We start from the raw sequence: 17517 nt of genomic DNA, 5'->3' as shown, positions 1-17517 counted from the left end.
CTTCATCGTCAGCAGGGTGGTTGAGCCACGTCAGTCCGCGTTGGCGAGGCCGCGCTGGACCTCGTCGAGGACCGCCTCGGCCGCCTCGCGCGCGCCGGGGCGGTTCCGGCAGGAGAGGGTCACTTCGGTCCGGTCGTCGATCTGGCAGGTGCTGAGGAACATCTCGGCGTAGGGCACGAGCATCGGCAGCGTGAAGTACTCGGTGGGCCGGAACCGGTCGGTGCGGTAGAGCTCTGTGTCGATCCGGCCGTGGTCGGTCAGGATCGCCGTGCAGGGGAACGTGTTGCCGTCCAGTTCCTGGGCCTCGCGCAGCGAGTTGGCGAACGGGTTGCTGCGCAGGAAGTCCCGGTCCAGTACGGCCACTTCGCGCTTGCGCAGCATCGCGGCGAGGAGCTGGCTGTGCACCCGGTTCCAGCTGTCGTCCCGGTGGAGGTCGAGGACCAGCTGGGAGGTCAGGTTGGCGGTGGAGCGCACCGAGCGGTCGTGCCGACGGAGGTCCACCGGGACGATCAGCCGGCCGGTGTCGGTGGCCAGCCGGCGGGAGACGGCGGCGGCCACCCGGGCGGTGACGGCGGACGGGCAGGCCCGCACGCTCCGCCGGAGCCAGAGCGGGGTGCCGTCGGCCGGGCCGCTGCCGAGGACCGCGGGGAAGCCCTCGACCCGGGCGGGGGCCGGTGCGGGGCGCACGGTGCCGGCCGCGGTCCGGAAGTGGGTGTCGTCGACGGTGGCCGCGGCACCGAGCGGCTCCTCGCCGCGCAGCACCCGGAACACGTCCTCGATCCAGTGCCGCAGCCCCCGGCCGTCCGTGACGATGTGACTGGCCCGCACGACCAGCCGGGTCACCGGCCCGTCGGCGAGGCCGACCTCGCAGACCGGACCGGCCACGACGTCCAGGTCGCGGTGGAAGAACGGGTGGTCGAACCCGGCCTGGGCGGGCAGTTCGACGACCGGCGGGGCGGTGTCGTCGGAGCGCCAGGACGCCCCCCGCCGCCGGACCGCGAGGCCGGGGCCGGCGAGGGTGGCGGCCCGGACCGCCTCCCGGAGGTCCTGCGGGTCGATCCGTCCCTCGCCCTCGATCACCATCTGGATCAGCTGGGGCGTCCCGGTCGCCGCGGCGTTCAGGTAGCCGCGCTCGATCTGCGAGATCCGGCGGGTGTACGGGCGGGCGGCCGTCGTGGTCGTGGTCGTGGTCGCGGTCGTGGTCGCGGTCGTCGTCGCGGTCGTCGTCGCGGTGGCGGTCATGCTGCTGGCTCCAAGGTCAGGGCGTCGGTGCGGGTGGCGGGCGCGGCGGGGCGGTCCTGCCACCACCACCGCACCGGGGCGGCCGCATCGGTGGCGAGGGCCAGGTGCAGGCCCCGGCCGAGGTCGGCCGACCGGACGAGGTACCCGGTGTTGGTCGGGCGCCAGCCCGGCTGCCAGGCCGGCAGCCGGACCCCGGCGAAGGTCTCCTTGCGGATGTGCGAGGCCTTGATCAGCGCCTCGCACTCGGCGAAGTCCCGCATCGTGGCCGGTTCCCCGGCCGGTCTGCCGAGCAGGTCGCCGAGCCACTGCATGGCGGCCGGGCGGTCCCGGTGGTCCTGGAGGTCCACCCCCACCTGCGGGCCGGTGGAGAAGGCGACGGTGCTGTACTCGGCGCAGTGCGCCACCGAGGCGGTCAGGCCGTACGCCGGCAGGCTCCAGCGCCGGTGCTCGTCCCGGGCGAGGTCCCGCCCGGTGACGGTGAGCCCGTACAGGCGGGCGACCGCCCCGGTGATCAGCCAGCGGCCGGCGTCGTTCAGGCGGTGGCCCATCCGGTCCCGCGGCAGGTGGGGGTGGCGGGTGACGAGGCAGTCGATCACCGCCCCGTCCGCCCGGCCCTCCCCCGACGCTGCGTCCATCGGCGCCGTGCCCATCAGGACCTCGCGTCGAACACTGCCGCGGCGTAGCTGCCGCCGTAGGCGAAGCTGGACAGCAGCAGCCGTCCCTGCGGCTCCCCGCCGCCGAGCGCGGCCACCAGGCCGAGCGCACCGGCGCTGCCGTAGGTCTCCCCGAGCAGCGCCTTCGGCGCCACGGTGGGGCGGTCGGCCAGCCCGGCCAGGCCCAGGGCCCGGGACTGCGCGAGGTCGACCAGGCTGTAGCCGGAGGCGGCCGACACCACGGTGTCGATCTCCTCGGGCGAGGATTCGGCCTCGGCCATCGCGGCGCGCAGGGCGCGGGCCCAGGCCTCGCCGTCCCGGCCGAGCCGGCCGATGCCCACCGACTCGCCGGAGGCGCCGAAGCCCTTCACCGAGGCGAGGACGTCCGCGCCGCGGCCGGCGGCCGAGGCCTCGCTCTCCAGCAGGATCGCGGCGGCGCCCTCGCTGAGCACCGTCCCGGTGCGGCCGCCGGGGACGATCTCGGCGGTCCGCGCGTACCCGGGCAGCCGGGCCTGGGTCGCCAGGGCCTGCTCGGGGAACTCGTCGGCGACCACGACCATGATCCGGTCCGCGGCGCCGCGGGCGATGACCCGGGCCGCGAGCTGGAGGGCCAGGACCGAGCTGGTGCCGCCGTTGGCGATGGTGGCGGTGTAGCCGCGGTAGCGGTGCAGCATCGCGACGTGGCCGGCCGCCGCGTTCACCACGGTGTTGGCGAACATCGCCGGGTTGGCCCCGGTGATGCCCTGCTCCAGCACGCCCCGGTGGAACTGGAGCACCGAGGTCACCGGGCCGTAGCCGGTGGCGAAGACGATGCCGGTGCCCTCGGCCTCGGCCCGCGAGGGCTTGCCGTGCCGCTCGTACAGGTCGGCGACGGCGCCGGCGGCGAGCAGGCCCAGCGGGTCCATCCGGCGGGCCTTGCTCGGGTTGAGCTTGCGCGAGACGGCCTTGACGTCCACCCGGCCGATCGGCCGCTCGCCGACGCCCTCGACGTGCTGGAGGCCGGCGAAGCTCACCCGGCCCTCCGCCAGGGCGGCGGTGAGCTCGGCGGTGGAGCCGGCCGCACCGGCCAGGCCGGCGACCCCGGTCACCACGACCCCGTGCACCGGGGCGGTCCGGCGCGGCGCCCTGGTCGGGCGGCCGGGCTTGTTCAGGACCACGGTGGCGTTGTTGCCGCCGAAGGCGAAGGAGTTGGAGGCGACGACCTCCAGCGCGGCCGGGCGGCCGGTGTCGGGGACGATGTCCAGTCCGAACGGGGAGGGCACGCCCCGGGTGTTGACGGTCGGCGGGATGACGCCGCGGTCGATCGCCATGGTGCTGACGATCGCCTCGACCGCCCCGGCGGCGCCGAGGGTGTGGCCGAGCATCGACTTGGTGGAGCTGGCCGGCGGCAGCTCGGAGCCGAACAGCAGCTTGACCGCCTTGGGCTCGGAGACGTCGTTGGCGGGCGTCCCGGTGCCGTGCAGGTTGACGTAGTCGACGTCCTCGGGGCCGAGGCCGGCCGTCTCCAGGGCCTGCGCCATGGCGGCGGCGGCGCCCTTGCCGCTCGGGTCCGGCGCGGTCTGGTGGTAGCCGTCGCAGGAGAGGCCGTACCCGCCGAGCTCGGCCAGGGCGCGGGCGCCGCGCTCGGCGGCCCGGTCCGCGGCCTCCAGGACCATGAAGCCGGCCCCTTCGCCGAGGGTCAGGCCGGTGGAGGCCGACATCGGGGCGCAGGGCTCCGGGTCGAGGGCGCCCAGGGCGCTGAACCCGTAGGCCGAGAGCTCGGCCAGCGGGTCGACGCCGCCGCAGATCACGTGGTCGACGTCGCCCTTCCAGAGCAGCTCCGCCGCGTAGCCCAGCGCCACCGCGCTGGCGGCGCAGGCGTTGGAGAGCACCACGCGCGGGCCGCGGAGGTCGAACTCGGCCGCGATGTAGTCGCCCACGCAGGGCAGTTGGGAGGCGGCGGCCTGCGGGGCGTCCAGCTCGCCGTTGTGCACCAGGCCCCGGTGGACGCTCTCCAGGGTCGGCATCGCGCCGAGGCTGGAGCCGACCACCACGGCGACCCGGTTCCGGTCGACCGTGTCCAGGTCGAGGCCGCTGGTGCGCAGGGCCTCCCGGATCGCGGTGGCGGCCAGCGCGTAGCAGCGGTCGAGGTCGGCCGGCTGCTCGCCGGTGACCATGCCGGCCCAGTCGGTCAGCAGCTCGGTGGTGTCGAAGAGGGTGTTGGTCTTGATGCCCGAGACCCCCTGGGAGATGGACGACCAGCTCTTCTCGACGTCGTCCCCGGCCCCGGTGATCAGCCCCAGGCCGGTGAGGGCGATGCGCTCAGTGGTCATCAGGAGATCCTCGTGGTGAGCGAGCGGGCGATGACGCGGGGCAGGGTGACGGTGCGCAGCGGGCTCTCGGCGCCGTCCTCGTTCTGCGCGGCGAGCTCCAGGCCGGGGACCCAGAACGGGGCGTTCAGGAGGGCGAAGACCAGTTCCTCGTCCGGGTTGGCGGACGGGGCCTGCCAGAGGACGGTGCCGACGCCCTGGCCGCCGGCGGTCACCTCGGTGCCGGCGGCGAACGCGGTGCCGGCCGGGGCGGCCAGGGCGGTCAGCCTGGCCAGCTCGGTGGTCGGCTTGACCAGGTCGTCCGAGCCGGTGAACTCGCCGATCCGGTTCCAGTCGATCATCCAGGCGAGGTCGGCCTCGTGGACTGGCAGACCGGCGAAGCCGGCCGCGTAGACGGCCATGCCGGCCTCGGCCTGGACGCGGGCCAGGCCCTCCGGGCCGACCTCGGCGCCGCCCTCGGCCAGGACCGCGGCGACCGCGGCCTCGTGGGCGGCCTCCGGGGCGTTGGAGATGAGCAGGTAGCCGTACTCGCCGGTGGTGCCGACGCGGGCCAGGTGGGCCAGGGCGGTCGGGTCGGACGGCACCGAGGACTCGGTGACGCCGTGCAGGGTCAGGCCGGAGACGTCGAACTCGACGAACTTCGCGGCCGCCGCCCAGGCCCGCGGGCCCTCGAACGCGGTGGCGCCCCAGCCCTCGGGCTCGATCTCGACGGTGACGTCCCCGGTGGTGTCCAGCTCGTCGAGGTAGCTGCGCAGCGCCTCGGTGGTGATCGGGGTGCGCGGCAGCAGCCAGGAGTCGTCGCCGATCTCGAAGTGCAGCACGATCGCGAACGGGGTGCCGTCCGTGTTCAGCGCGAGGGCTTCGCGGACGGAGTCCGGCTCGACGTACTCGCTCGACTTGGCGAGGAACTGGTCGAGCAGGGTGTAGCGGTCGCCGCCCGAGACGCGCACCAGCGGGGAGCTGATCCGGTAGACGCCGATGGCGGTGCGAACGGTGGTGTAGTCGTCCTGTGCGGTGCGGGGCACGGCAACGGTCGTGGTCATGATGGGCGGTTTCCTCTCACGGGTTCGGTGTGGGGTGGTGCGCGGTGGTGCGTGGGGTGGAGCGGTGGATCAGAGGACGGGTTCGCGGTGCACGGCCAACTGCCAGGCGGCTTCGGCCCCGTGCGGGCCTGCGGCCGAGACGCAGCCGATGAGCAGGCCGGAGGCGGTGGTGCGCAGGACGATCTCCGGCTCGCCGGCGCCCGGGTGGGCCGGCCGCACGTCGAGCCAGCTGCCGTCGGCGAGCCGGACGGCGGCGGCGGTGGCCCAGACCTGCCGGAACTCCGAGGAGTCGAGCTCCCACCGGGTACCGGCCGAGTCGAGCATCACGCCGGTGCGGGACGGGGTGTTCGGGGTGATCCAGAGGACGATCTCCTCCTCGGCGCCGGGGGCCCGGACGTCGACCCGGACGGGTTCGGCGGCGGACTCCGGCGCGGTGACCTCCCAGTCGATCCGCTCCTGCGGGGCGGACAGGCCGAGCGGGTGCTTCTCCTCCCATTCCGTGCCGGCCGGCACGCCCCAGCCGAGGCCGGTGGCGAGGCTGAACCGGCTGTGCTCGCGGGTGACCCACATCCCGGCCGTCCAGCGCGGGTTGCAGCCGAAGGCGCGGGTGCGCGGGTGCGGGCTGCGCAGGACCTTGACGGTGCCCTCGGTCCAGGAGGTGACCCCCGCGGCGGCGGCCCGCACCTGGAGCCTGCGGGTCTCCGCGGCCGGCCGGGCCGCCGCGGTGCCGCGTGCGGCGGCCCCGGTGGTGCCGGCGTCCGCGTCGCTGCGGAACACGGTGCGCAGCCGGGCCACGCCGTCCGCGTCCTGATCCAGGTGACGTTCGATCAGTCCGCTGTGGATCAGCCGGATCGGCCGGCCGGCCGGCACCTCGATCCGGGTCGTGCCGTCGTTCCAGGCCAGTTCGCTGCCGGCCGGGGCGACCTGGGAGGCCGCCACCACCTCGGAGGCGTCGCGGACGCCGATCCCGGTGCCGAGCAGGTGCCGCCCGGTGGTGCCGTCCGCCGGGTCGGACAGGGCGAAGGCGCCCTGCCGCAGCCCGATGGTCTGGAAGATCCGGCCGGGCCGGGTGGTGAAGGTGAAGTCCTGGCTCAGCACCCCCTCGGTGAGGGTGATGGTGCCGACGACCTCGTCCTCCCCGGACCGCTCGGCGACCCGGACCCCGTTCTCGACCGGGACGACGTCCAGGTCGCGCGGCTGGCCCTCGCGCCAGCCCGCCGACCGGTCCGCCTCGCAGCTGGGCCAGGTGGAGACGAGCAGCGGCCCGTGGTGGCCGGGCGAGCGGACGCTCACCGTGCCGTCGCCGCCGTCGACCTCGCAGACCAGGCCGTCGGACTCGAAGCGGTGCGGCTCGGCCTGCCGCGCGGTGCGGACCCGGTAGGGCGGTTCGGCGATCCGCAGCGGCCGGCTGGTCCCGTCGGGGGCGGTGAGCTCCGCGCCGAGCATCAGGCCGCGGTCCACGTCGATGTCCGCGTCGATCCGGTACTCGCCGAGGGCCAGAGCGTAGGCCACCGTGCGGACGCCGTCCAGCAGGCGGACGTCGGAACGGAGTTCGTCGTCACGGCCGCCGGCGACGCTGCCGAAGCTGCTCAGCCCGCCCAGGGCGGCGACGGCCTCGGGGTCGAGGTCGGCGAAGACGCTCCGCAGGATCAGCGGGATGTAGTTGTGCAGCTCGACGTTGCCGTCCTCGCCGGGCACGGTCTCGCCGACGGAGACGCAGCCGACCCGGCGGTACAGCTTGAACGCCACGGTGTTGGCCGGATTGACGGTCAGCCGCAGGACGAGGCAGCCGCACTTCATCATCCACTCGACCGCCTCGGTGAACAGCCGCCCGGTGATCACACCGTTGCGGTAGGCCGGGGCGACGAAGAACATGTCGGCGATGAGCTCACCGGCGCGGGCGGACCGCCGTCCGGTGCTGTGGAACAGCCCGAATGTGCCCACCACACGCCCGTCGTCGACGGCCACCAGGAACGTCGCGGTGTCCCGCTCGGCCAGCTCGCGCTCCAGTTCGTCGCCGCTGATCCCGCCGGCCACCGGGTTGGGGTTGTCGCGGTGACGGCCGTAGAGCTCTGCGATGTCGTGCGCGTCGCCCTCCTGGTACGGGCGGATCGTGATGGACATTCCACACCTCCTTGTCTTCTGGTTCCGCTGGGTGGGGGCGGGGGTCTAGCCCTTGCGTTCCGTGGTGACGATCAGCGAGCCCGCGGCGGCCAGTTCGGTGCCGACGGTGGCCCGGACGGAGACCGAGCGGAGCCCGCCCAGCTTCTGGCCGAGCTTGGCCTCCAGCTGGAGCTGGTCGCCGGGGACGACCAGCCGGGAGAACTTCATGGAGCTGATCGAGCCGAGGTAGCCGACGCTGGCCGACGGGTCGCCGGTCCCGGCGTTGTCCGACTCCAGCAGCTCGGCCACGTAGACCACGGCGACCAGCTGGGCCATCGCCTCGACGATCATCACGCCGGGCATGATCGAGTGGTCCGGGTAGTGGCCGGCGAAGAACGGCTCGTTCACCGAGACGCTCTTGATCCCGCGCCCGGACACCCCGGGCACGACGTCGTACGCACGGTCGATCATCAGCATCGGCCAGCGGTGCGGCAGCATCCGCTTGATGTCGTCCGAGGAGTAACTGAAGGTCTCCTTGGGAGCCTTGGGCTCCTTGACCGCCACGGCCCGGCGCGCGGGCGCGGTCTCCGGCGCGATCGTCATGATCAGACCTCGCGGGCTTCGATGAAGTCGACCAGGGCGTTGATCGAGCCGAAGGCCTCGAAGTCGTCGTCGCTGATCAGCACGTCGTACTCGTTGTTGATCATGACGACGATCTCCAGGGTGTCCAGCGAGTCCATCTCCAGGCCGCGGCCGAACAGCGGCTGGTTGTCGGAGACGACCTCCGGCTCGGCGTCCAGGCCGAGGCGGTCGATGATCATCGACTTGATCTTCATGTTCTTCTCCAGGCGCTGCTCGGCCTGGGCGCGGACGTCCTCGAAGGTGGCGACGGACATGGGGGTTCCCTTTCTCGGGATTGACGATTGGTCGGTTCACTTGCGCGGTGGCGCGGTTGGTCAGCTGTAGAGCATTCCGCCGTCGACCGTGAGGACCTTGGCGGTGATGTAGGACGCGGCCGGGCTGGCCAGGAAGACGGCGGCCTGGGCCACCTCCTCCGGCGTCCCCATGCGGCCGAGCGGGATCGCCTGGGCGGCCTCCTTGAGCTGCTTCGGGGGCACCTTCTTCACCATGTCGGTGTCGATGAACCCGGGGGCCACCACGTTGACCCGGATGCCGCGACCGGCGGTCTCGTACGCCAGGGTCTTGGCCATCGAGATCACACCGCCCTTGCTGGCGGCGTAGTTGGCCTGGCCGACCCGGCCGGCGATGCCGCTGGTGGAGGCGATCAGGACGATCGAACCGCCGCTCGCGTACATCTGCTTGGTCGCCTCGCGGGCGGTGAGGAAGGCGCCGGTCAGGTTGGTGCCGATGACCTCCTGCCACTTCGCGGAGCTCATCGCGGCCATGTGGCCGTCGGCGGTCACCCCGGAGTTGAGGACGGCGACGTCGAGCGAGCCCCAGGCGGAGCGGATCTCCTTGTACATCGCGGCGACCTGGGCCTCGTCGGAGACGTCCGCCGCGACCAGCAGGGCGCTGCGGCCCAGGGCCCGGATCCGCTCGGCGACCTCCTCCGCCTTCCCGGCGCTGGAGCGGTAGTTGAGGGCGACGTCGCAGCCGTGCTCGGCCAGTGCGATCGCGATCGCCGCGCCGATGCCGCGCGAGGCGCCGGTGACCAGGGCCTTGGTGCCCTCGGCGAAGAGCCGTCCGGGGGCGCTCATGCCGTACCTCCCACCAGGGTCGAGGTGACCTTGTGGCTGCCCGGGTCGAAGCCCTCGACCTCGGTGCCCAGGCCGGCCTTGGTGGCGGCGGTGAGGACGGCCTCCGCGACCGCGAGGTCCAGGACGCCCAGGCCGAAGGGCGAGAAGACGACCGTGCGGGCCACGTCGCTGGGGGCGGTCCGCCCGTCGAGCACGGCGCCGATCTCGGCGTGGACGAACTCCCGGTGCCCGACCTGCTGTTCGGCCCGGTGCAGGGAGGTCTGCTCGCGGACGGCGTGCTGGGCGTCGTCCACCACGTTGTAGGCGGCGAGCACCGAGGAGGCGCTCAGGTCGCGCAGCGACAGGTGCAGGATCACCTGGCCGTGCGGCCGGTCCGGGTGGTCGGCCAGGTCGAGCCAGTAGCTGGAGTCGGTGGTGGCGATGGAGACGGTCTCGGCGCTCAGCGCCCGGGCCACGTCGACGGCCTTGAAGGTGATCCCCGGGTACTCCGCGGCCAGCTCCCCGGCGAACACCTTGGCCCGCTCCGGGAAGGCGTCCTGGAGGAACACCGTCTCGATGTCCGGGTGGACCTGCGTCAGGTAGGAGACGACGCGGTGGTTGATGGTGCCGCAGCCGATCAGCCCGACCGTGCGCACCGGGCGGCCGCCGTTCAGCAGACCGCTGGCGAGCGCGGCACTGGCCGCGGTCCGCACCGAGGAGATCTGGCTGCCCTCCATCAGGGCCACCGGGTAGCCGGACTCCAGGTCGTTGAGGATGCAGAGCGAGGAGGCCCGCTGCATGCCCCGGTTCAGGTTCTCCGGGAAGGACGAGATCCACTTGAGGCCCATCACCGGGGCCGGTCCGCCCAGGTAGGCGGGCAGGGCGATGATCCGGGAGTCCGGGCGCCCGAGCGGGCGCAGGAAGGTGGAGAACGGGAGGTCCGACTGGCCCTGGCCGTGCAGGACGTAGGCGGTCCGTACCGAGTCGAGGACGGCGGAGTCCAGGCCCTGCAGCGCCGCGCGGACGTCGTCGCGGCCGAGGATCCTCATGACTCACTCCTTTCGTGGTCGTGGTCCGGCAGGTACTGCCGGAGGTAGGACTCCACCCACTGGTCGGAGTAGATGGTGTCGAGGTAGCGGTCGCCGCCGTCGGGCAGCACCGCGACGCAGGTGGCGCCCGGCTCGATCCAGGCCGGGGCCTGCCGGAGGGCGGCGATGACGGCGCCCGAGGACCCGCCGGCCAGGATCGACTCCTTCGCCAGCAGCTGGTGGCAGCCGCGGATGCACTCGGAGTCGGTCACCTTGACCACCCGGTCCGCGAGCCCCGGCAGCAGCAGCGGCGGGACGACCGCCGCCCCGTGCCCGGGGATGGTGCGCTTGTGCGAGCTCTCCCACGGCTCCGGCGGGCCGAAGATGACGCTGCCGACCGCGTCCACCGCGACGACCTTGGTCTCCAGGCCGTTGTCCCGGATGTACTCGGCGCAGCCGCGCAGCGTGCCGCAGGTGCCGGCCGCCAGGAAGAGGTAGTCGGGGCCGCCCGGGATCGCCTCGCAGATCTCGCGCATCGTGGTGCGGTGCGCCCGGGCGTTGTACTCGTTGGCGTACTGGTTGGGCCACCACGCGTCGGGGACGCTCTCCAGCAGCGCCCGGACCCGGGCGATCCGGGCCGGCAGGTACTCGCCGGTCTCCGGGTCGCGGTGCTCGACGACCTCGACCCGCGCACCGTACGCCCGCATGATCGCGAGGTTCTGCGCGGTGGTCCGGGGATCGACCACGCAGATCAGGTTGAGCCGGTAGAAGTTGCAGAGCTGGGCGAGGGCGATGCCGAGGTTGCCCGAGGAGGACTCCACGACGGTGGAGACCCCGGGGACGAGCCGGCCGGTCTGGATGGCCTGCTCGATCATCGACTTGGCGGCGCGGTCCTTGATGGAGCCGCCGGGGTTGAACCGCTCGCACTTGGCGTACACCTGGAAGCGCGTGGGCGGGAACAGCCGGTCGAGGGCGACCAGCGGGGTCCCGCCGATCGTGGCCACGATGTCGGGCTTCGTCGGGGGGCGCGGGCGGACCCGCGGTGCCGCGCTGTCGGGGACGAGGACGGTCATTCCGGCACCTTCCTGCTGATCTGGAGCCGAAGCTCGCTGACGTAGCGCTCGCCGTCGGCGTCCGGCAGCCAGGACTCCTCCGGGGCCGGCAGCGGCTCGCTGACGGTCACCACGGCGTCGGGGTCGAGCTGCCGGGCCCGGCGGACGAGGTTGGCGAAGGAGAGCACCAGCGTCGGGCTGGTGAAGTCGACCAGTGAGGGCTTGGTCTCCTCGGGGAACTTGACGAAGGCCCGGTCGGGCAGGGAGTTCCCGGTGACCCAGCGGCGCACCGCCAGGTAGTCGCGGTGCCGGTCGGCCTTCGGGGCGAGGGCGACGCCCTCGGCCGGCAGCCGCCAGGTCTCGCGGAAGAGCACCAGGTTGTCGAGGGTGATCCGGGGGGCGTGGCTGCGGTCCAGGCCGATCTTGAAGGCGTCGCAGGCGATGATCGAGATCAGCACCGCGAGCAGCTCCGGAACGGTCCAGGTGCGCCCGTCCGCGGTGGTGGCGGTGACGGTGCCGCCGTCCTCGGCCAGGGTGATGGAGACCGCCGGCTCGATCCGGTCGCGCTCGTCGAACGGCGCCCGGGTGAAGCCGATCAGCCGGTCCCCCGCGCCGATCGGCGCCGGCACCATCCGGCCGCTGTTGCGCTTCCAGCCGACCGGCAGCAGCGGCACCAGCCGCGGCGCGCCGATCGCCTCGTTGACCTTGTCCCGGAGCGACCCCCGGTCGGTGGTCCAGTCGAGGAACGGCAGGTCGAGGGTGGCCAGGCAGGCGTGCAGCTCGCCGAGGACCACGGTGTGCTCGCCGGCGTTCACCGCCTCCACGGAGGGGGCGACCACCTGGAGGTCCGGGCTGTGCACCGCCAGGTGCGGCGAGCGGACCGGGCCGGTGGCGAAGACGGCGCGGGCGCGGTCCTCGATCCCGGAGACCGAGAGCCGGACCGGCTCGGCCGGCGGGGCCTGCGGGTCCAGCGCGATGACCTCGCGCCACTTCTGCGCCAGCTCGCGGGTCGCGGCCTGCACCGGAGTGTTGTGCTCGCCCCAGAACAGGGCCAGCACCTGCGGCCAGACGTCGGCCAGGTTCACCGTGCCGTGGCGCTGCGCGGCGGCCCGGACGAGGACCGCGACCTCCGCCTCGACCAGCTCGGCCAGCCGGTTGCCGAACCAGTCCGCCGCGTCGGCGACCAGGGCCAGCGGGCGGGCGATGCCGTCCAGGAAGTCCCGCCCCAGGTCCATCCGGCAGTCCCGGAGGGCGTCCTGGTAGCAGAGCGTGCGGCCGGCGTACGCCTTGCCCTCCTCGCGGGAGGCGGCCTGCCCGGTGGTGGCCGTGAAGAACGCGTCGAGCTCGTCGAGCGCCCCCACCAGCTCCTCGGCGGTGGCCGCGCGGTCGATGCCGTCGCGCAGCCGGCCCAGTTCGGTGAGCACCGCGTCGAACCGGACGAACAGTTCCGGGTCGCCGACGGCCGACACCCGCCTGCGCAGGACCTCCTCGGCCCGCACGTCGACCGGGATGTTGGCGTCCCAGGCCAGCACCCGCTGCCGGAGCAGCCGGTTCAGGACCTTGTCCACCCGCTCCCGCGCCGTCGCCGCGTCCCACTGCCGTCCGGCGACCAGCGCGTCGGCGATGGCCTCGCCGTTGCGGTCGCCGTCGGCCAGGCGCAGCACCAGGACGTCGTCCTCGCGCAGCCGCAGCACCTTGCGGTTCGACAGGACCAGCCGGTCGCCGTCGAGGTGCACGTCGGGCCGCAGCACCGGCGGGAACCACCAGCGGGCGCCGGGCTGCCCGGCCATCCAGTCGGCCAGCGCGGCCACCGTCCAGCGTTCGAAGGAGGTGCGGCTCGCCGAGGTGAGCGACGGGCCGTGCTCGAACTCGACCGCCCGCCCGGTCCGCCCGACGGAGATCCACGCGCCCGGGCCGAAGAAGCCGATCGTCTCGGCCTTGGCGCAGTACCGCAGCCAGTACATGGCCAGGGTGCGCTCGCGCTGGCGGCGCTTGGTCTCCTTGCCCCTGCCGGAGGCCAGGGAGTCGAGGATCTGGTAGACGGTGCGGTTCTGCCAGGCGATGGCCAGGCGGACCTTCTCGTCCCTGGCGAGCCCGGCCAGCTGCGCCGTCTCGGCGTCGCAGTCGGCCTGGTAGGCGGCCAGGAAGGCCTCGTGGCCGGCCTCGCCGCTCTCCAGCCGCGCCGCCGCGCGGGGGGCGTCCCCGCCGCCGAGGCGCTTCAGCCCGGAGACCGGGAAGCCCGCGTTGCGGAGCAGTCCGACCCCCCAGACCTGCCAGTCCGTGCTGCCCAGCCGGTAGGACGGGGCGAGGGCGGACCAGTCGAGGGCGCGGGGAGCCCCGCCGGTGGCGGCCGCGTCGAGGGGGCCGGCCGCCTGGAGGGTGCCGGTCATCGGTCCCCGCCTTCCGGGGCCGGCCCGGCGAGCGCGGCGGCCAGCCGGGCGACGCCCTCGGCGATCTTCTTCCTCGGGACGTGGCTGAAGCAGAGCCGCAGGCCGTCGGCGTGCTCACCGTCGACGCTGAAGTGGCCGCCGGGGACGAAGGAGACCCCGTGCTCGGCCGCCGCCGCGGCGTACCGGGCGGTGTCCACGCCTCCGCGGTGGCGCAGCCAGATGTAGAAGCCGCCGTTCGGGCGCTCCCACGTCCAGGGGCCGGAGGTGCCGAGCTCCCGCTCCAGGGCGTCGGCCATCAGGCCGCAACGCTCCCGGTAGCTCGCGCGGTAGCCGTCGATCAGGTCGGTCCAGCCGGCCCGGGTGTGGAACGCGGCCAGTGCGGCCTGGGCGAGGGCGGACGGGGAGAGGGCGATCACCTCGGCGGTGCGGCTGAGGGCCGGCAGCACGTGGTCCGGGGCGGCGATCCAGCCGGACCGCAGGCCGGGGGCGAAGATCTTGGAGAAGGTGCCCAGGTACACCACCCGGTCCGGGTCGAGCGCCTGGAACGCGGTGGTCGTCCCGCCGTCGAAGGAGAGCAGTCCGTACGGGTTGTCCTCGATCAGCAGGAGGTCCAGCTCCCGGCAGACCGCCAGCAGCTCCTTGCGGCGCTCGACGGAGAGGGTGCGGCCGGTGGGGTTCTGGTTGGTCGGGTTGCAGTAGAGCAGCCGCGCGGTGCGCCCCTCGGCGCGCAGGCGCAGGACCGTCCGCCGCAGCTCGGCGGGGTCCATCCCGTCCCGGTCGTCGGCCACGGAGTAAAGGTCGAGGCCGGCGGTCCGGAAGGCCGCGGTGGCGCCCGGGTAGGCGGGCGTCTGGACCAGGACGGTCTCGCCCGGAGCGCCGAGCCCGAGGGCCACCGCCATCAGCCCCATCTGGGAGCCGCTGGTGGGGACGAGGTTCGCGGCCTCCGCGTGGGCGCCCTCACGGGCCATCAGGTCGTTGATCGCCGGGACGAGGGCCTTGGCGACGTGCGGGGTGGTGTACTGGAAGGCGAGCTTCCCGCCGAGCCGGACGAGGCGGGAGAGTTGACCGGAGATCGCCTCCAGCGGGAGGACGTCCAGGTCGGGCAGGCCGCCCGCGAAGGAGATGAGGTCCCCGCCCCGCTCGAAGAGCCGGGGCATCTCGGCCGCGGGTCTGGTGTCGGTCCACATGGGTATCGGTTCCCGGTTCCTAGATCCCGGCCGGGGCCGGGGCGGCGGCCCGCGTCTGCACGTACTGCAGGAGGCCGGCGGGGGAGGCGAGTGCGGGGTCCGCGAGGGCGTCGGGGTCGACCTCGATCCCGAACTCCTCCTCGACGGCCATCACCAGGGCGATGGTGTGGAGCGAGTCCACGCCCAGGTCCACGAGCGGGGTCTGCGGGTCGGTGACCTTGACCGAGCAGATCCGCTCGACGAGCTGGTCAAACTGCGACTGGTTCATGGATGGTCCTCGTCTGTGCGAAGGGAGGCTGCGTGTCTGTCGTGGCCGCGGGGGCCGTTGCTCCGTGCTCGTCGGCCGGCTCGCCGACCAGGCGCTTGGCGGCCGCGCGGTCCGGCTTGCCGTTCGCGGTCAGCGGCACCGCGGTGATCGGGACGATGAGGTCGGGCATCCGGGCGTGGTCGAGCCGGCCCTTGAGCAGCGCGCGGATCTCGTCCGGCGACAGGGCGCTCTGCACGGCGAGGGCGAGCGGCGCCCCCTCGGCGTCGGGCCGCAGCGCGACGGCGGCGGTCACCCCGGGGATGCGCTCGGCGGCGTCCTCGATCTCGGTGAGGGCCACCCGGATGCCGCGCCGCTTGATCACGTCGTCGTCGCGGCCGACGAAGTAGAGCCGGCCGTCCTCGTCGAGGTAGCCGCGGTCGCCGGTGTGCAGCTCCAGGGAGCCGTCGGCGCGGGGGAGGAAGCGGTTCTGCTCGTCCATCGGGATGCGCCAGTAGCCGGCCATCACCGTCGGGCCCCAGACGACGATCTCACCGACCGTCCGCGGGCCGGCCGTCCGTCCGTCGGCGTCCACGATCCGCACGTGGTCGCCGGGGATCGGCCGCCCGACCGAGTCGGGGTGGGTCGCGTACTCGGCCGGGTCCAGGATCGAGATGCGCTTGCACTCGGTCATGCCGTACATCGAGGCGAACGACGATCCGGGGAAGACGTCCAGCAGTTCGGCCATCACCGCCCGGCCCGGGCGGGCGCCGGTGTTGGTGAACAGGCGCACCCTGGTCGGCCGGCGCAGCTTGCCCTGGAGCAGGGTCAGCATCTGCGCCAGCGAGGGGACCAGCGGGACGACCGTCACGCCCTCCCGCTCGATGGTCCGCAGCAGGGCGACGTCGTGGCTGCGCTTGGCCAGCACGAGGGTGCCGCCGGTCAGCGCGCAGAGCAGGGCCTGGTAGAGCCCGTAGTCGAAGGAGAGCGGCAGCCGGCAGAGGACGACGTCGTCGGCGGTGTAGCCCAGGCAGGCGTTGACCGCCTCGACCGCCGTGATCATCTGGCGGTGCGGGCAGACCACGCCCTTCGGCCGGCCGGTGGTGCCCGAGGTGTAGATCAGCATCGCGACGGCGTCGTCCGGGAGCTCGGCGCGGAAGTCGTCCTCCGGGCCGCGCAGGATCTCCTCCCAGGCGCGGTCCACCTCCACGGTGCGGCCGGCGAGGCGGCCCGCGGCGGGCGGGCAGAGCGCCAGGGCGGCGGAGCAGTCGTCGACGATGTGGCCGATCTGGCCGTCCGTCAGCTCGGGGTGCACCGGCACGAAGACGGCGCCGATCCGGAGGGTGGCGTAGAAGAGGGCGAGGAAGGCGCGGTCGTTGCCGCCGGCGTAGACGACCCGCTCGCCGGTGGTGACGCCCTGGGCCCGCAGCCAGCCGGCCGCGCGGTCCACGGCGCTGCCGAGCCCGCGGTAGTCGAGCGTGCCCTCGGTGTCGGTCACCGCGGGGTGGTCGCCGCGCTCGGCGCGCGGGTGGTCGAGGAGGTCAGACACCAGCATGAGCGGGCTCCTCCTTTCCGGCGGCGGCGGCGAGCCGCTCGTAGGCCCGGGTGAGGTCCCGGGGCGCGTTGACGGACAGGACCTCGAAGTCCGGGTGCCGGCGCTTGAGGATGTTGGCGAGCGTGCGGGCCGGCGGCAGCGAGACCGTCAGCTCGGGCGCCAGCTCGGCGAGGGTCTGCAGGCACAGGTCCCAGCGGACCGGCCGCACCACCTGGTCGACGAGCCGCCGGCGGACGTCCTCGGGCGAGGTGACCACGGTGCCGTCGGCGTTCGAGAGCAGGAGCTGGGCAGGCCGGGCGAAGTGCACCGCCCCGGCCGCGGCCGCGAAGGCCTGCCGCGCCGACTCCATGTACGGGGTGTGGAAGGCCCCCGCGACCGGCAGCGGCTTGACCGTTGCCGAGGGCGGCGGCGCGGCGGCCAGCTGCTCCAGGCGCTCGACCGGCCCGGCGGCGACGATCTGGCCGGGGCCGTTGAACGTGGCGGCGGTGAGGCCGAGTTCGTCGAGCCGGGCGAGTACGTCGGGCTGCTCCCCGCCGACCACCGCGGCCATCGAGGTGGGCGTTTCGGCGCAGGCCGCCGCCATGGCCCGGCCGCGGACGGCGGCCAGCCACACGGCGTCGGCGGCGGTCAGGACCCCGGCGAACACGGCCGCGGTGAGTTCGCCGACCGAGTGGCCGGCCGCCACCGCACTGCCCTCGGGCGTCGCCCGGTCCAGCGCCGCGTGCGCCAGCAGGCCCTGGGCGACCAGCAAGGGCTGGGTGTTCTCGGTCCGGGCGATCTCGGCGGCCGAGGCCTTGGTGCCCAGGTGGACCAGGTCGCAGTCGGCGGCCTCGGACCAGGCCCGTACGCGCTCCGCGTGGACCGGGTCCCGCAGCCAGCCGGCCAGCATCCCAGGGGTCTGGGAGCCCTGGCCCGGCGCAATGAATGCGAACATTTGTTCTATCCCCCTTTCGTGTTTGGTGCCCTTCGCACGGCGCGCTGCGCCCGGTGCGGTGTCGGTGGTGGTGCGGGGTG

The 17517-nt window shown here is 73.9% G+C and carries 15 protein-coding genes; all 15 read right to left on the bottom strand.

The genetic code is table 11. The features are described 5' to 3' along the window. Nucleotides 1–30: 30 nt before the first annotated feature. Nucleotides 31–1242, bottom strand: a complete 1212-nt coding sequence (locus tag J5Y04_RS38700; RefSeq protein ID WP_245206332.1) for a hypothetical protein — start codon at nucleotides 1240–1242, stop codon at nucleotides 31–33. After that, nucleotides 1239–1877 carry a hypothetical protein gene (locus tag J5Y04_RS38695; RefSeq protein ID WP_209417229.1) on the bottom strand — a complete coding sequence of 213 codons (639 nt, stop codon included), beginning with the start codon at nucleotides 1875–1877 and terminating at the stop codon, nucleotides 1239–1241. Before J5Y04_RS38695 ends, J5Y04_RS38700 begins: the two co-directional genes overlap by 4 nt. A gap of 14 nt (nucleotides 1878–1891) precedes the next feature. Next, the gene (locus J5Y04_RS38690) at nucleotides 1892–4207 is read right to left on the bottom strand and encodes a beta-ketoacyl-[acyl-carrier-protein] synthase family protein (RefSeq protein ID WP_209417228.1); all 2316 of its coding nucleotides are present in this window, start codon (nucleotides 4205–4207) and stop codon (nucleotides 1892–1894) included. Further along, nucleotides 4207–5247, bottom strand: coding sequence for an aminomethyl transferase family protein (locus J5Y04_RS38685; RefSeq protein WP_209417227.1), 1041 nt, complete (start codon nucleotides 5245–5247; stop codon nucleotides 4207–4209). Before J5Y04_RS38685 ends, J5Y04_RS38690 begins: the two co-directional genes overlap by 1 nt. Before the next feature lie 69 nt (nucleotides 5248–5316). Beyond that, nucleotides 5317–7371 (bottom strand): GNAT family N-acetyltransferase, encoded by a 2055-nt coding sequence (locus J5Y04_RS38680; RefSeq protein ID WP_209417226.1) that lies wholly within the window; start codon nucleotides 7369–7371, stop codon nucleotides 5317–5319. 45 nt (nucleotides 7372–7416) lie between these two features. Continuing rightward, nucleotides 7417–7953, bottom strand: a complete 537-nt coding sequence (gene fabZ, locus J5Y04_RS38675; RefSeq protein WP_245206330.1) for a 3-hydroxyacyl-ACP dehydratase FabZ — start codon at nucleotides 7951–7953, stop codon at nucleotides 7417–7419. A gap of 2 nt (nucleotides 7954–7955) precedes the next feature. After that, nucleotides 7956–8246, bottom strand: a complete 291-nt coding sequence (locus tag J5Y04_RS38670) for an acyl carrier protein (protein ID WP_148643704.1) — start codon at nucleotides 8244–8246, stop codon at nucleotides 7956–7958. Nucleotides 8247–8306: 60 nt separating this feature from the next. Then, a complete protein-coding gene (gene fabG, locus J5Y04_RS38665) occupies nucleotides 8307–9068 on the bottom strand; it encodes a 3-oxoacyl-ACP reductase FabG (protein WP_209417225.1) in 762 nt (253 codons plus the stop codon). Continuing rightward, nucleotides 9065–10096 carry a 2,3-diaminopropionate biosynthesis protein SbnB gene (sbnB, locus tag J5Y04_RS38660; RefSeq protein WP_209417224.1) on the bottom strand — a complete coding sequence of 344 codons (1032 nt, stop codon included), beginning with the start codon at nucleotides 10094–10096 and terminating at the stop codon, nucleotides 9065–9067. The genes fabG and sbnB overlap by 4 nt, the downstream gene beginning before the upstream one ends. After that, nucleotides 10093–11148, bottom strand: a complete 1056-nt coding sequence (sbnA, locus tag J5Y04_RS38655; RefSeq protein WP_209417223.1) for a 2,3-diaminopropionate biosynthesis protein SbnA — start codon at nucleotides 11146–11148, stop codon at nucleotides 10093–10095. The genes sbnB and sbnA overlap by 4 nt, the downstream gene beginning before the upstream one ends. Further along, nucleotides 11145–13517, bottom strand: a complete 2373-nt coding sequence (locus J5Y04_RS38650; RefSeq protein WP_209417222.1) for a lantibiotic dehydratase — start codon at nucleotides 13515–13517, stop codon at nucleotides 11145–11147. The genes sbnA and J5Y04_RS38650 overlap by 4 nt, the downstream gene beginning before the upstream one ends. Continuing rightward, nucleotides 13514–14704 (bottom strand): PLP-dependent aminotransferase family protein, encoded by a 1191-nt coding sequence (locus tag J5Y04_RS38645; RefSeq protein WP_209417221.1) that lies wholly within the window; start codon nucleotides 14702–14704, stop codon nucleotides 13514–13516. The genes J5Y04_RS38650 and J5Y04_RS38645 overlap by 4 nt, the downstream gene beginning before the upstream one ends. Nucleotides 14705–14723: 19 nt before the next feature. Further along, the gene (locus J5Y04_RS38640) at nucleotides 14724–14972 is read right to left on the bottom strand and encodes an acyl carrier protein (protein ID WP_148643698.1); all 249 of its coding nucleotides are present in this window, start codon (nucleotides 14970–14972) and stop codon (nucleotides 14724–14726) included. Next, nucleotides 14953–16503, bottom strand: coding sequence for a class I adenylate-forming enzyme family protein (locus tag J5Y04_RS38635; RefSeq protein ID WP_209417220.1), 1551 nt, complete (start codon nucleotides 16501–16503; stop codon nucleotides 14953–14955). The genes J5Y04_RS38640 and J5Y04_RS38635 overlap by 20 nt, the downstream gene beginning before the upstream one ends. Further along, complete coding sequence (locus J5Y04_RS38630; protein ID WP_209417219.1) at nucleotides 16490–17437, bottom strand: ACP S-malonyltransferase; 948 nt, start codon at nucleotides 17435–17437, stop codon at nucleotides 16490–16492. The genes J5Y04_RS38635 and J5Y04_RS38630 overlap by 14 nt, the downstream gene beginning before the upstream one ends. Between the last annotated feature and the right edge of the window lie 80 nt (nucleotides 17438–17517).

Source organism: Kitasatospora sp. RG8 (assembly GCF_017813315.1).
In the GTDB taxonomy this organism is placed as follows: Bacteria; Actinomycetota; Actinomycetes; order Streptomycetales; family Streptomycetaceae; genus Kitasatospora.
The sequence above is the reverse complement of the archived record's forward strand: the minus strand, read 5'-3'. Positions and strand labels throughout refer to the sequence as shown.